Genomic DNA, 13,506 nt, shown 5'->3' on the forward strand with positions numbered 1-13,506 from the left:
CTAAGCCGCCGCCCTGTTCGCGGTCCCCGCTGCGACCCAGCCCTGGCGGATGTCGCGGGCGGGTTCGAGGAGGTCGGTGAGGCCCTGGAAGGTTTCCCCTTCCCCGAGGAGGATGACGGCGCCGGGCGCCATCTGGGCCACCAGGACTTCGGCGACGCGCATCCGCGCGGCCTTGGACATGCCCGAGAGGACATGGCGGCAGAAGATCAGGTCGAACTTGCCGAGGCCCGAGGCGGTTTCCATGAGGTTGTGCTGGCGGAAGCTGACACGGGAACGGATCGTCTCGTTTGCCTGCCAGTCTCCACTGTCCATCCGGGTGAAGTGTTTCATCAGCCGGAAGATCGAGAGGCCGCGCTGGGCTTCATAGTGGTTATAGACGCCGAGGCGGGCCTTTTCGGTGGAGTATTTGCAGTAATCGGTCGAGAGGATCTCGATCTTGGCGCTGCGCAGGCTGGCGCCGGGCTCATCCTCCAGCAGCATGGCGAGGGAGTAAGCCTCCTGGCCTGAGCTGCCGCCGGCGCACCAGACGCGCAGCCGGCCGGACTGGGTGGCATCGAGCCGCTCGGGCAGAATGGTGTTGATCACCGTATCGAAGACGGATCGTTCCCGGAAAAACCAGGTGTCATGCGTCAGCAGGGCCGAGGCGACTTCGTTGCGGAACACCGGATTCTGGCGCGATTCCAGGCAATGGACGAGATCAGACAGCGTGCCGAAGCCTTCGCGGCGGGCAAGCGGGGCCAGGCGCGCTTCCATGAGATAGGCGCGTGACGGCGGGATCGCCTGACCCGTGGCCTTCAAGGCCAGGTCTGCGAGCACGTTGAACACCGTCTCCTGCATATCCTGCTCCGCCACGAGGCGCGGGCGCCCCAAAGGTTACCGTTAGGCCGCTTTTTCTTAAGAAAGGCTTCAGATCAGCCCAACTTCAGCGAATTTGCTCTCCAGGATGTCCGCATCAAAAGGCTTCATGATGAATTCATCCGCGCCGGAGCGCAGGGCTTCATTGATGTGTTCGGGATCATTTTCAATCGAGCAGAACACAATCCGCGGCACCTTGCCGCCCTCTTCCCGGCGCAGGGCGCGCAGGAAGTCGATGCCATTCATGGTGGGCATGTTCCAGTCCAGCAGGATGGCATCGGGCATGGATTCCCGGCACATTTTCAGCGCTTCAGCGCCATCCCCGGCCTCGGTGACCGAGAAACCGAGATCCCGGACGATACGGGAGGCCACTTTGCGGACAACACGGGAATCGTCGACGATGAGGCAGGTGCGCATGGACGGCAGGGCTCCGGATGGGCGGGAATGCGGCTAACCGGCCACATGCCTGCCTGAAGCGGGTTAACAAAGCCTGACCAGGCGGGATCAGCCCTGAGGTTTGAGGCCCGTGGCCATGAACACGACGGTGCCATCGGCCATCTGGCGGGCATGCAGCGTGCCGCCCAGGCTGTCGCAGGTGAGCTTGGCGAACAGGGGCTGGATATTCTCCGGGCGCCAGCCATGGTCTGGCTCCTCGCCCTTGAGGGCTTTCACCACATCCTCCTTGAGCTTCAGCCGGTCGCCCTTGCAGGTCAGCGTCAGCGTCTTCTGGCCGTTGTCCTCGCGGACATTCACATGGATGACCCCGCCGCGCACGGTGGCGGTGAGGCAGACCATGACGAGGTTCATGATCAGCCGGGCTTCGGCAAAGCTGAGTTCGGGCGCGCCCAGATCCCAGTCGATGCTGGGCTTCTGGAAGCGGAGATAGTCGTCGGTCAGCTTCTTGAACTGATGAACATCTGCGGTGCCGGCCTGCAGGCCCATCGAACCGAAGGCGTAGCGCAGGAACTGCAGCGTGGCGGTCACCCCATGCGCGCCCTCGCGGAGCATCCGTTCGGACTGCTCCTTTTCCTCGGCGCTGCCGGGGCTGTCGAGCATTTCCAGCGAGAGCGACATCGTGGCTGCAGGAGAAACGATGTCGTGACAGAGCCGCGCGGAGAGAAACGCGGCGAATCGCGCATGATCGAGGTTCATTGGTTCAGCCCGTGTGTTGTCAGCATATGCCGCAGGATCAGGTGAGCCGCCGGGACTGTCAACAAATGAGCGATGACACTCCGGTAACAGCCGTGTGGCTCAGGTGCTGGGGCCATCAATATCATCGTGACCATGGCGGGCGCTGTGGAATGTCAGCAGAAAAAGACCCATCGAGAGCGCCAAAGTGAACACGCCGCCCAAAATGAAGGCAAACCAGCCATGGCCGCTGATGCCGATTCCCATTCCCTGCCAGAAAATGGCGAGGCCCCAGAGCAGGACGCCCAGGGCGGCAAAAGCGGCGGCAATCCAAAGGATCAGGCGAAGCGACATGGGGTCATAACCAGGACAAATCCGGACAGTTCCGGACAATTTCGGACATTTCCAGACACCGGATGGACAGCCTGGCACCCGAAAAGGCAAGCCCCGGACGGCTTTCGCCATCCGGGGCCATGCTGTTGCCGAAGCTTACTTCTTTTTCCAGGAACCGGACTCGTCCATGTAGAACTCACCCGCCTGGACCCGCTCGGCGAGCTGTTTCTCGCCGGCGATGCGGGCGACCTGCTGAACGGTTGTGCCGGTTTCAGCCGCCGTCTTCTCATAGAGGGCGCGGCGGCGGTTGTTGATGTCCTGCACCTTGCGGACGACTTCAGCGTCGGCCGAGCCGACCACGCCGAGATAGCCGTCGATACGCTCGCCGATGACGCCGGTAGACCGGGCGGTCTGGATCTGCGGGTCGCCTTGCGCGAAGGCCTGGCTGGCCGTGATGCCACCAAACACCAGAACAAGGCCGAGGATCAGAGTACGAAGAATGGTCATGTGTGTCTCCCCAGGGGACCTGGCTATCAGAACAGGTCAGGGTTGTTCGCGATCAGGTCGGACACTTCACGGTCCAGCTTGATGCGCACTTCCTGCGTGATGTTGACGTTGAGGTCGATCTTGATGGGCTTGTCCGACGGCTCGAGCTTCACGACGTGCGTGCAAGCCGACAGGGCGATGGCCCCTGCCGCGGCAAGTATGACTGGCTGGAACCTCATAAGGCGAAAACTCCTCATATTGCAGGCGGACAATGACACGCCCGTTCTTAACGTCAATCGACGCGGCTGTTGCCTGTCATTCAGGTGGCGGCTGGCCGCCCTCCTCCAGGCCGGTGGCAATGCCGATCAACGTGCTGGCATTGGCTGACTGGAGCCCCTGCTCGATCAGCTGGGTGAGCGGCAGGTTGAAGTTCATCGAAAACTCGAAAGCCTGGCCGGGCGGCATGGTGATGGCCCCGCCCACAGGCACCGAGCGGATATTGCGCCCGGCCAGAATGATGCCTGCCTGCATCTGGTCTGCCAGATCTCCCGACAGGCTGACTTCCAGCACATAGAATTCAAGATCCCGCAGCGCGTTGAAGGCCATGGCCGCGGTGGGATCGTTCTCGGCGGCGGCATTCACCGCCCCGCCGGTATAGGAGAGGCGCCCACCTTCATCGGCCCGCAGGCGCGCATCGCGCACATAGACGGAGGTGGGCGTGAACTCGATCGGGAAGGACCCGCTGACCGTGCCTTCAGCGGCGGTATCGGGCAGTTTCAGCACTTCGATCAGCTGGGTGAGGTTGATCCGGCTGGCGGTGACCTCGACGCGCTGGTCTGCGCCTTCGCTGAGCGACCAGTCGAGCGGGGCAAGCGCCAGCTCTCCCCCGGCGAAGGGGAAGGACACCTCGTCCAGATGCAGGGTCTTGCCCTCTTCCAGATTGAACAGGACGCGGCCATTGGAGAAAGGAATGCCGGGATTGACACTGCTGATGGTGATTTCCTGCTGCGGCGCCGTGGTGAGCTTCATCACATCGGTGAAGCGGACATTGCCCGCGATGCCGCTGACCCGGCCAAGGCGGGTGGTCTGGAAGCCGAAATTGCTGACCGTGAGATCCGCCGTGCCCTGAATATCGCCGCCATTGATGGTGAAGGCCGCGTCACCGTTGAACTCGCCTTCAGCGGCGGTGAAGAGACCGACGAGGCGGCGGGAAATCATCGAAGGCTGAATGCCGCCGGGGAAGAAGACCAGCCGCTGCGAATTGATGGCGGCGGTGCCTTCCAGATCGAAGATGTTGAGGTCGGCGCGGGCTTCGGCGATCTGCGTGCCGGACGTTTCCAGCCGCAGGGGGCCGGAGGCCACCAGGCGCTGGCCTTCGATGCGGCCGGCAAAATCGCCCAGCACAGGCTCATAGATCGGGTCTTCCAGCGTGTCGGCAATCCGGACGCTGCGGGCCGAGACATCGCCCGACAGACCGCCAGGGGCGCTGGTGCCTTCAAAGCCGAAATGCGCCGCCGAGACATTCGCCGGGATCATGCCGCCGCCAAACTGGGTCTGGCCGAGGCCTGCGATGATACGCACCGGCCCGGAACCGGTAGCAAGGCGGATTTCCGGCGCGCCGCTGTCTATCGTGAGGGTGTTCTCGCCCAGCGTCATCGGCATACTGAGCGTATCGGCGCCGACAATCATCTGGAAGCCGTTTGAGAGGGTCCAGTTCACCTTGGCGCTGCGCAGGGCGAGTGTGCCTTCGCCGCCGGAAAACTGCATCGGGACATCGACATTGCCAAGGCTGGCGGCGCCGCTGAGCGGGCTGCCCTGACGGATAAACCGTCCGTCTACGGGGCAAATATTGAAGGAAGCATACGGAATGGTGATGCCGCCCGTGACGATGCCATCCGAGGTGACGGCGAGGCATGGATTGCCATCGGACTGGACACGCAGGCCAGCCGCATCCTGCACGGCGCTGAGCCCGCCGGCGAGGCGCGTGCGCTGAAGGGTGACGCCTTCCAGCTCTCCGGTGAGGGTAAACTCCCCCTGCCCGCGCGCCTGGAAGCCGCCCGCCTCTGCGGTGTAATCAAAGGCGCTGAAATCTGCCGCGATGGTGCGCCCGCCGGCCGGCCAGGGGGCGAGGTTGAGCGACGCGCCTTCGAGGCTGAGCGAGGTCTGGCTGAGGCGCGTGGCGCCGAGGTCTGCCGCCATGCGGGGCATGCCGCCCCCGGAAAGGCGCAGGCTGCCGCTCATCAGCACGTCCCCGCCCTGCACGCGCAGCCAACTGCCGCCATCCGGACCATCCGCCTCCAGACGAAGCCCGGAGGCCGCCGCCAGCGCGGAAGGCCCATCCGCATCAACGCGCAGATCGCCGTCCCGCAGGGTGGCGCGCAGGCCGAAGGCGGTGTCGAAATCCTTCGAGGCGCGCGTCAGGGCGCCGGAGAGGGCTGCGCCATGGGCCTCCAGAACGCCCGGCAGCTTCAGGGCATTGGTGACCGGGGCGAGCGTCTCTGCCGTCAGCGCGGTGCCGTTGAGCTGAACGCCGCCGGTGAAATCGATGCGGCGATCGGCTGAGCGGGCAAGATCGCCGGCCAGGCGCCATTCGGTGGCCGTGCCGGGCGGGCCGGCCAAATTGCTGGCCTCCAGCGAGACCGGGCCCTGAAAGGCGCCGTTCCTGCCTTCAAGCTCGGTATTGAAAGCCGTTTCGCCAACGGACCAGCCGGAGGCCTCTGCCCGGTCGAACTCGACCTGCGCCACCGCAAGGGTGAGCGCGCCGAGGATACTGCCGGCGGACATATCCGGCAGCACGTCAAACTCCGCCCGGCCGCGCGTGCGCAGACCGCTGAGGCTTGCCTCGGGCGAGGCCCCCTGCGCCAGGCGGGCGGACCATTCGAGCGCCGTGGCGCCGTCGCCGCTGAGCGGGAAACTCGTTTCGGCCGCAAGGCTGAAGCCGGTAGCGGTATAGCCGCCAGCCTGCGCCGAATCTGACGCCAGACGCAGCTCGCCGGTGACCTCGCCGCCGGTGATCCGGGCTTTCAGCAGCGCTTCGCCCAGCACCATCCGCGCGTCACCCAGCGCCAGGCGCGCCGGATCAAGCGCCAGGGAGGCGGTGGCGTTCTCCGGAAAGCTGCCGGAGACATTCAGCGTGGCGGCCGCCGCGCCAAAGGGTGTCTGAAGGTAAATGCGGGCGTCACGGATATCGATGGGGGGCGCAGCGGCGCCGCCCTCACCGGAGGGCGCGGCCAGACGTTCCAGCCCGTAAAATTTCAATCCTGTGGCATCCAGAGTGCCCCGCATTTGGAGGCCAGTGATCGAAATTCCATCAATCTGGGGGGTAAACAGCTTTGGCCAGGACAGGCGCGCAATGATCTCCTCGGCTTCTGCCGGCACGTCCGGGCCCGACGCGATGCGCACCCCCGTCAAGGTGGCGCCGCCAAAGCCGATGCGGGTGAAACGGGCGTCGCAGATCAGATCCCGCTCGGCACACCAGGCGTCAAGTGCTTGTTCTGAAATGGGTTTTCGCAGCATCCAGACAAGACCAGTGGAGGCCACAAGGAAGATGGCGGAGCCATAGAGCAGCCGTCTCGGCCAGACATGCTGGCGAGGCGACGCCTCCCCTGAGAGGCGCTTCATCTCCAAAGAGTCGACAGGCTTCACTGGTCCGACCGGCTTGCTTCTTGCTTCTACTACGCCATAAAGTCCTAAAGTGGCATGTAATTCAGGCGTTCCAACCTCTCGAATCCTTAAGTTGATCAGGAGACGAAAATAGGGCGCTGAAGTTCCATTCCAGCCCAAAGGGCCGGGGGGCGTCAGAAGACAGGATACCGAGCTTGAACCAGGACGACTTTCCCATCGCCCCGGCAAACCCGCCGAAACGCAACCTTTCCCAGGGTATGAAAAGCCTCGTTGTGCTGGGTGTTCTGGGGTCGGCCTCAGCGCTTGCAGGCCTAGTAATGGCCGGGCGGCCGGACGCTGCGATCGTGCATACGGCAGACGCGGCGGTGCCCCTGCCCCTGGCCGCGCGGCTGGTGTCCGCGGTGGATGTGGCCGATACGCCGCGCCAGCTGGTGAAGGCTGAAGGCAAGCTGGAGCGGAATGAAACCCTGACCGGCCTGGTCAGCCGGCTGGGCGCGCCTGTGGGCGAAGCCAATGCCGCGCTGCAGGCTGTCTACAGCAAGGATCTGATCGATCACCGGCGCCTGCGCCCCGGCCTGGAAGCGGAAACCTTCGTCGAAGACGGCCGGCTGACGGCGCTGGCCATCAAGGCGGACGCCGATCGCAGCCTGCTGGTGACGCGCACGCTGGAGGGCGGCTGGCAGGCAACGCAGCTGAACGCGAAACTGACCCCCAGCTACAAGCGGGTGGCCGCAGAGATTGACGGATCGATCTATAACGCCGCCCTGAAGCTGGGCGCGGGGGATCAGCAGGTCGTCGATTTTGCCAGCGCCTTTGCCTATGACATTGACTTTCAACGGGAAATTCACCCCGGCGACCGGTTCGAGATTTTCTTCGAGACCTTCGTGGATGAGCGCGGCAACCCCGTGCGCCATGGCGAGGTGTTGTATGCGGCGCTCGACGGGAAGGCGCTGAAGCGCGGCTTCTACCGCTTTGCGCCCAGCGATGACGGCGTGCCGGATTATTTCGACGAGAAGGGCGAAAGCGCCACGAAATTCCTGATGAAGACGCCGATCAACGGGGCGCGCATCTCCTCCAATTTCGGCACGCGGCGCCACCCTATCTCGGGCTATACCCGCCTGCACAAGGGCACCGACTTTGCCGCCCCCACGGGCACGCCGATCTATGCGGCCGGCTCGGGCACCGTGCAGCGGGCGAGCTGGAATGGCGGCTATGGCAATTTCATCAAGATCAAGCATACGCGCGGCTATGAGACCGCCTATGCCCACCTCTCGCGCTATGCCAGCGGACTGAAGCCGGGCATGAAAGTGCGCCAGGGGGATGTGATCGGCTATGTCGGCTCCACCGGCGCATCGACCGGCCCGCACCTGCATTATGAAGTGTATGTGGACGGCAAGCCGGTGAATGCGATGTCGCTGAAACTGCCGACGGGGCGCAAGCTTTCCGAGGAACCGGCCATGCTGGCCGAGTTCCTGCAGTACAAGCAGAGCATCGACTCCCTGCGCAATGGCGGGACGGGCCCGATGGCTCAACTAATGCCTCAGGAAGCGCCTGTAAGCCCCTGAACAGACATCAGAATTCTTAACCCACAGCGAGACTGGCTGCACAAGAATCTCTCCTCTGGGGCGATTCTGGTCCCTTTCTTGCTTCCTCACTGCCAGACCTAGGCCCTTCTCGGCCCCTGGATGGGAGAAACGGCATGAAACGAACGCGAAAACCGCCTCGGATTCCTGTCGCCGTACGGCGTCTGGACATGACTTCCCGTACCGCTGAACGCATCGGCGGGGGCGCGGTTATTCTCATCATCCTGGCGCTTTTCCTGCTGGTGCGGGCCGAACCGGAAACCCTGAAACCGCTGAGCCTGCTGCAGATCAACGATTTACGCGCCGAAGCGGGGCAAACCGAAACCGTGACCCGCAATGGCACGGTGACGGCCAGTGTTTCGGCTATGGATGTGCTCGAAGTGCTGGGCGCGAGCCCGGAAGATGCCACAGCCGCCGCCGTGGCGCTGCGCGACGCCTCACCCACGCGCGGCCAGCGCCTGCGCCCCGGCACGGCGCTGTCGGCTTGGTTCGAGGCGGGGGAAGACGGGCGCGAGCGGCTGGCCGGCGTCAGCGCCAAGCTGAGCCCCAAGGCAACCCTGGTGGCCAGCCGGAGCAGCGATGGCCGGTTCACGGCCAATCTTCTGTCCGCCCGCACGACCACAGCCCTGCACCGCGTTGCGGGCCGCATCGACACGAGCCTCGCTGACGCCATCATCGCCGGGGGCGGCACCCGCCAGCATGCCGACATGTTTGCCGGCCTCTTCCCCGAAGATCCTGCCCTGGCCAAAGGCGGGCGCAGGGGCGAGCGGTTTGATGCCGTGATTGAAGTGGTCACCGATGAGCGCGGCAATTTCCTGGAGGCAGGCGATCTTGTCTTTGCTGCCTTCAATGGCGCCAAAACCTCCGGCAGCTGGTACCGGTTTACGCCGGAAGATACGGGCCTGCCCGAATTCTTCAGCCGCAGCGGCATTGCGGGCGACGAATTCCTGCTGCGCGATCCGGTGCGCGGGGGCGAGATGAGCTCCGGCTTCGGCAACCGCATGCACCCCATCACCGGCGAAATGCTGCTGCATGCCGGTATCGATTTCCGCGCGCCGGTGGGTACGCCGATCCGCGCGGCGGGCTCGGGCCTCGTGACCGATATGCGCTATGGCGAAGGCTATGGCTGGTTCGTCCGCATACGGCATGAACGCGGCTATGAAACCGTTTATGCGCATATGTCCGGCTTTGCCGAGAATCTGACGCCGGGGCGCACCGTGATGCGCGGCGAGGTGATCGGCTATGTCGGCTCCACCGGTTCCAGCACCGGCGCGCATCTGCATTATGAAGTGCTGCGTAACGGCTTCTATGTGAACCCGGAAACGCTGGCGCTGCCGACGGGGCGCGACATTACCGGCAACAAGGCCGTGCTTGCCGCCTTCGAAGCCCAGCGCGACGCGATCGACACTTTCCGGAATGAAGCGGCCGGCAGCCAGCTTTTCGCCGCCACCGCCAGCACCGCCCGGATGACCAACGCCCCGGCGCCTTGAGGGGCGTCCGCGATCAGCTCAGCCGTATAAGTATACTACAGTTGACATATTGTGGATACTGGCGTATACAAAATTCGCCGGAGGCTGAATGAAAATCGAACAGACCGATGCCTTTGAACAATGGTTCGGCGGGCTGAAGGACAGAAAAGCCAAAATCCGCATCACGGCGCGACTTGTTGCGATCCAGGAGAGCGGGCATTTCGGCGACCATAAATCTGTCGGCCATAAGGTTTCGGAACTGCGCTTTCATTTCGGACCGGGATACCGGGTCTACTTCACGCTCAGAGGAGAAGAACTCGTTCTTCTTCTTGGCGGCGGAGACAAAGACTCTCAGGACAAGGATATTGCCAGAGCTGTCCGGCTGGCAGAGGAGACCGAAGGTGACAATTAAGACAAAACCTTTCCGCCCCGGCGATCATATTCAGACGGCTGAGGATGTTATTGTCTTCATTGAAGCGGCGATGGAGGAAGTCGGGCCTGAAAACATCAAGCCACTCCTTCGCGCGATCGCTGACAGCGTGGGAATGACGGCTCTCGCCGAGAAGTCTGGCCTTACGCGCGCGGGGCTTTACCGAGCCCTGAGCGAAGAGGGCGATCCGAAACTCTCGACATTGACGGCCATTCTCGACAGTCTCGGGCTTCAGCTTCAAGTGGTTCCCAAGGAAGCGGCATAACCGCATGTAAAAGCCCCGGCGCCTTCAGACGCCGGGGCTTTTGTTCGATCCGGGATGATCCCTGTCGCTTAATTCAGCGCCACCTTGCCCTTGGCGAAGGTGTTGGGCACGCCGTTGATGGAGAGGCCATCGCCTTCGACGCCGACATGGATCGTTTCGCCATCGAGGATGCGGCCTTCCAGCAGCAGGCGCGCGAGCGGGTCCTGCAGCTCTTTCTGGATCACGCGCTTCAGGGGGCGCGCGCCATAGACCGGATCATAGCCACGGGCGGCCAGCCAGTTGCGGGCGTCCAGGCTGAGATCGAGCTTCATCTTCCGGTCCTTGAGCAGCTTTTCGAGGCGGCTCATCTGGATATCGACGATATGATCGATCTCGCCGCGGCCGAGCCGCTTGAAGAAGACGATCTCGTCGATCCGGTTGATGAATTCCGGGCGGAAATGGCGGCGGATGGCGGCCATCACATGTTCGCGCGCCTGTTCGGAAACGTCACCCTCCTCCCCGCTCGCCAGCGCGTCTGCGCCGAGGTTCGAGGTCATGATGATGATCGTGTTCTTGAAGTCCACCGTGCGGCCCTGGCCATCGGTGAGGCGGCCATCATCGAGCACCTGAAGCAGCGTGTTGAAAAGGTCCGGATGGGCCTTCTCCACCTCGTCGAACAGGACGACCTGATAGGGCCGGCGCCGGACAGCCTCGGTCAGTACGCCGCCTTCATCATAACCGACATAGCCCGGAGGCGCGCCGATCAGTCTGGCCACGGAGTGTTTCTCCGAGAATTCCGACATGTCGAGCCGCAGGATGGCGGTGTCGTCATCGAACATGAATTCGGCAAGTGCCTTGGTCAGCTCCGTCTTGCCCACGCCCGTGGGGCCGACGAACAGGAACGAGCCGATAGGACGGTTGGGATCCTGCAGGCCGGCGCGGGCCCGGCGCACGGCATTGGAGACCGCGACGAGCGCATCTTCCTGGCCGACGACACGGCCCCGCAGGGAGTCTTCCATGCGCAGCAGTTTCTCGCGCTCCCCTTCCATCATCTTATCGACGGGAACACCGGTCCATTTGGAGACGACGCCCGCGATATGCTCTGGACGGACGACTTCGGAAACGAGACCGCCTTCAGCGTCCCCCTTGGCCTCAACTTCCGCAATCATCTTTTCCAGCCGCGGGATGGTGGCGAATTTCAGCTCAGAAGCCTTGGCAAGGTCGCCCTGACGCTGGGCTTCGGCCATGTCGGAATAAGCCCGGTCGAGTTGTTCCTTGGCAGAGGCGGCGCCTTTCAGCTTGTCCTTCTCCGCGCTCCAGGCCGTGGTGAGTTCGCGCGAGCGGGTTTCAAGCCCGGCGATCTCGCCTTCCAGCGTTTTCAGCCGGTCCTGCGAGGCAGTGTCTTTTTCCTTCTTGAGGGCTTCGGCCTCGATCTTCAGCTGCAGCAGGCGGCGGTCGATCTCGTCGAGTTCCTCGGGCTTGGAATCGACCTGCATCCGAAGGCGCGATCCGGCCTCATCCATCAGGTCGATGGCCTTGTCGGGCAAGAAGCGGTCGGTGATGTAGCGATTCGAGAGAGTCGCGGCGGCAACAATGGCCGCATCGGAAATGCGCACACCATGGTGGGCCTCATACCGGCCCTTCAGACCCCGGAGGATCGAGATCGTGTCTTCCACTGTCGGCTCGTCCACATAAACAGCCATGAAGCGGCGGGCAAGCGCCGGGTCGCCTTCGACATATTTGCGGTATTCGTCGAGCGTGGTGGCGCCGATACAGTGGAGTTCGCCGCGCGCGAGCGCCGGTTTCAGAAGGTTCGAAGCATCCATCGCGCCTTCAGACTTGCCTGCGCCGACAAGGGTGTGCATTTCGTCAATGAAGAGGATGATGCCGCCTTCTGCCTGCTGAACTTCGTTGAGGACGGCTTTCAGGCGCTCCTCAAACTCACCGCGGAATTTGGCGCCCGCGATCAGCGCGCCCATGTCGAGCGCGAGGAGTTTCTTGTCCTTCAGGCTTTCGGGCACGTCGCCATTGACGATGCGCAGGGCAAGGCCTTCGGCGATGGCCGTCTTACCGACGCCCGGTTCACCGATCAGGACGGGGTTGTTCTTCGAGCGGCGGGAAAGCACCTGGATCGCGCGGCGGATTTCCTCATCGCGGCCAATCACGGGATCGAGCTTGCCTTCGCGGGCGTCCTTCGTCAGGTCGCGGGCGTATTTCTTCAGCGCTTCATAGCCTTCTTCCGCATTCTGACTGTCTGCGGTGCGGCCCTGGCGCAGCTGGGCGATGGCGCCTTCCAGCGTCTTGGCGGTCACCCCGGCTGTTTTCAGAACGTCGGCTGCGGGGTCTCCGGCAAGGCCCGCAATGGCGAGCAGCAGGCGCTCGGCGGTGACGAAAGCGTCGCCGGCTTTCTTGGCGCCCGCCTCAGCGTCCTGGAAGAGTTTGGCGCCCGATTGCTCCAGGCGCAGGCCGCCTGCCCCGGCGCCGGAAACCTTCGGCAGCTTGCCAAGGGCCGTGTCGACGCCCTGCACGGCCAGCTCCGGCCGGCCACCGGCGGCGCGGATGAGGTTGGCCGCAAGCTGGTCGCGGTCTTCAAGCAGGGTTTTGAGAATGTGCGCCGGGGTCAGCACCTGATGGCCGGCGGCCAGCGCGGAGGTTTGCGCGCCCTGGATGATGGCGCGGGCACGTTCGGTATATTGGTCAAGGTTCATGGGTTCATCCCCTTCTGAAGGCAGATTTGTAATGCTTGCCGGCCCCGCTCAGCGGCAGCCGTCTCGTTGAAGCCGATGTGGGAATGCCGGGCGAAAGCTGCAAGCACTTGCCCCGCAAAACGAAACGCCCCGCCGGAAGGCGGGGCGTCGCAGTAGATTTACGTAGGCCGGTGGCGGGTCAGTCCGCACGGATCTGCCGCAGGGTGGCAATTACGACACGCATTGATGAGAGAAATGTCTCGGCGGCCTGTTCATCCAATTCGCTCAGCGCCTGCTGGTTCAGACGGGCAGCTGCCGACTTTGCCGGCCCCTCCAGTTGCCGCGCGAGATCCGTTACCCAGATCAGCCTGGCGCGGCTGTCTTCAGGATGCGGTGTCCGGACGATAAGACCGTCACGCTCCATCCGGACAAGCGTGTTGGCAAGCGTTGCCTGCTCGACGTCCAGACGCTCAACCAGGTCTGACTGAGTGAGGCCATCGCCCGCCCAGAGCTCCAGAAGCGCCATGAACTGGGCTGGGGCAAGCCCAAGAGGGGCAATCTCGACTGCCAGCTGATTGGCAAACAGCCGCGCGAGATGATTGACGAGGAAGCCCGCAGATTTTGTTTTTTCAAATGCCATGAGCCAACCGCCTAAGGAAATATAGCT

General features: G+C 63.5%; 13 protein-coding genes. 4 read left to right on the plus strand and 9 right to left on the minus strand.

Annotated elements, in window-relative coordinates; all coding sequences use genetic code 11:
* From ACQKI2_RS15345 to ACQKI2_RS15375, 7 genes are all read right to left on the minus strand, one after another.
* Positions 1 to 837: a CheR family methyltransferase gene (locus tag ACQKI2_RS15345; RefSeq protein ID WP_427380478.1), complete on the minus strand. Its 837-nt coding sequence runs from the start codon at positions 835 to 837 to the stop codon at positions 1 to 3.
* 69 nt (positions 838 to 906) lie between these two features.
* Positions 907 to 1,272: a response regulator gene (locus ACQKI2_RS15350; protein ID WP_114106457.1), complete on the minus strand. Its 366-nt coding sequence runs from the start codon at positions 1,270 to 1,272 to the stop codon at positions 907 to 909.
* Between the two features lie 87 nt (positions 1,273 to 1,359).
* Positions 1,360 to 2,007, minus strand: a complete 648-nt coding sequence (locus tag ACQKI2_RS15355; protein ID WP_427380479.1) for a histidine phosphotransferase family protein — start codon at positions 2,005 to 2,007, stop codon at positions 1,360 to 1,362.
* Between the two features lie 99 nt (positions 2,008 to 2,106).
* Positions 2,107 to 2,448: a hypothetical protein gene (locus ACQKI2_RS15360; protein ID WP_427380480.1), complete on the minus strand. Its 342-nt coding sequence runs from the start codon at positions 2,446 to 2,448 to the stop codon at positions 2,107 to 2,109.
* 24 nt (positions 2,449 to 2,472) lie between these two features.
* Complete coding sequence (locus ACQKI2_RS15365; protein ID WP_427380481.1) at positions 2,473 to 2,823, minus strand: YdbL family protein; 351 nt, start codon at positions 2,821 to 2,823, stop codon at positions 2,473 to 2,475.
* A 26-nt stretch (positions 2,824 to 2,849) separates the two neighbouring features.
* Complete coding sequence (locus tag ACQKI2_RS15370; protein ID WP_035598353.1) at positions 2,850 to 3,041, minus strand: YnbE family lipoprotein; 192 nt, start codon at positions 3,039 to 3,041, stop codon at positions 2,850 to 2,852.
* Between the two features lie 76 nt (positions 3,042 to 3,117).
* Positions 3,118 to 6,423: an intermembrane phospholipid transport protein YdbH family protein gene (locus ACQKI2_RS15375; RefSeq protein ID WP_427380483.1), complete on the minus strand. Its 3,306-nt coding sequence runs from the start codon at positions 6,421 to 6,423 to the stop codon at positions 3,118 to 3,120.
* A 197-nt stretch (positions 6,424 to 6,620) separates the two neighbouring features.
* Here ACQKI2_RS15375 and ACQKI2_RS15380 point away from each other — a divergent pair, with 197 nt between their 5' ends.
* The 4 genes from ACQKI2_RS15380 (at position 6,621) to ACQKI2_RS15395 (ending at position 10,173) form a co-directional block, all read left to right on the plus strand.
* Positions 6,621 to 7,991: a peptidoglycan DD-metalloendopeptidase family protein gene (locus tag ACQKI2_RS15380; RefSeq protein ID WP_427380484.1), complete on the plus strand. Its 1,371-nt coding sequence runs from the start codon at positions 6,621 to 6,623 to the stop codon at positions 7,989 to 7,991.
* A gap of 188 nt (positions 7,992 to 8,179) precedes the next feature.
* Positions 8,180 to 9,499, plus strand: a complete 1,320-nt coding sequence (locus ACQKI2_RS15385; protein ID WP_427380486.1) for a M23 family metallopeptidase — start codon at positions 8,180 to 8,182, stop codon at positions 9,497 to 9,499.
* Between the two features lie 88 nt (positions 9,500 to 9,587).
* Positions 9,588 to 9,890: a type II toxin-antitoxin system RelE/ParE family toxin gene (locus tag ACQKI2_RS15390; protein ID WP_427380487.1), complete on the plus strand. Its 303-nt coding sequence runs from the start codon at positions 9,588 to 9,590 to the stop codon at positions 9,888 to 9,890.
* Entirely contained in the window at positions 9,880 to 10,173 is a 294-nt protein-coding gene (locus tag ACQKI2_RS15395; RefSeq protein WP_114106462.1) for an addiction module antidote protein, read from the plus strand. Before ACQKI2_RS15390 ends, ACQKI2_RS15395 begins: the two co-directional genes overlap by 11 nt.
* Before the next feature lie 68 nt (positions 10,174 to 10,241).
* Here the strand turns inward: ACQKI2_RS15395 and clpB are convergent, their stop codons facing one another.
* Positions 10,242 to 12,860, minus strand: coding sequence for an ATP-dependent chaperone ClpB (clpB, locus tag ACQKI2_RS15400; RefSeq protein WP_427380489.1), 2,619 nt, complete (start codon positions 12,858 to 12,860; stop codon positions 10,242 to 10,244).
* Positions 12,861 to 13,038: 178 nt separating this feature from the next.
* Complete coding sequence (locus ACQKI2_RS15405; protein ID WP_427380490.1) at positions 13,039 to 13,479, minus strand: MarR family winged helix-turn-helix transcriptional regulator; 441 nt, start codon at positions 13,477 to 13,479, stop codon at positions 13,039 to 13,041.
* Between the last annotated feature and the right edge of the window lie 27 nt (positions 13,480 to 13,506).

This window comes from Hyphomonas sp. NPDC076881 (assembly GCF_050269995.1).
GTDB lineage: Bacteria > Pseudomonadota > Alphaproteobacteria > Caulobacterales > Hyphomonadaceae > Hyphomonas.

Excerpts from the sequence above, each read along its gene's own strand:
- ACQKI2_RS15350 (WP_114106457.1), bottom strand. The coding sequence starts at position 1,272 with ATGCGCACCTGCCTCATCGTCGACGATTCCCGTGTTGTCCGCAAAGTG.
- ACQKI2_RS15365 (WP_427380481.1), bottom strand. The coding sequence starts at position 2,823 with ATGACCATTCTTCGTACTCTGATCCTCGGCCTTGTTCTGGTGTTTGGT.
- clpB (WP_427380489.1), bottom strand. The coding sequence starts at position 12,860 with ATGAACCTTGACCAATATACCGAACGTGCCCGCGCCATCATCCAGGGC.
- ACQKI2_RS15360 (WP_427380480.1), bottom strand. The coding sequence starts at position 2,448 with ATGGCGAAAGCCGTCCGGGGCTTGCCTTTTCGGGTGCCAGGCTGTCCA.
- ACQKI2_RS15370 (WP_035598353.1), bottom strand. The coding sequence starts at position 3,041 with ATGAGGTTCCAGCCAGTCATACTTGCCGCGGCAGGGGCCATCGCCCTG.
- ACQKI2_RS15355 (WP_427380479.1), bottom strand. The coding sequence starts at position 2,007 with ATGAACCTCGATCATGCGCGATTCGCCGCGTTTCTCTCCGCGCGGCTC.
- ACQKI2_RS15390 (WP_427380487.1), top strand. The coding sequence starts at position 9,588 with ATGAAAATCGAACAGACCGATGCCTTTGAACAATGGTTCGGCGGGCTG.
- ACQKI2_RS15345 (WP_427380478.1), bottom strand. The coding sequence starts at position 837 with ATGCAGGAGACGGTGTTCAACGTGCTCGCAGACCTGGCCTTGAAGGCC.
- ACQKI2_RS15385 (WP_427380486.1), top strand. The coding sequence starts at position 8,180 with ATGACTTCCCGTACCGCTGAACGCATCGGCGGGGGCGCGGTTATTCTC.
- ACQKI2_RS15405 (WP_427380490.1), bottom strand. The coding sequence starts at position 13,479 with ATGGCATTTGAAAAAACAAAATCTGCGGGCTTCCTCGTCAATCATCTC.
- ACQKI2_RS15375 (WP_427380483.1), bottom strand. The coding sequence starts at position 6,423 with ATGAAGCGCCTCTCAGGGGAGGCGTCGCCTCGCCAGCATGTCTGGCCG.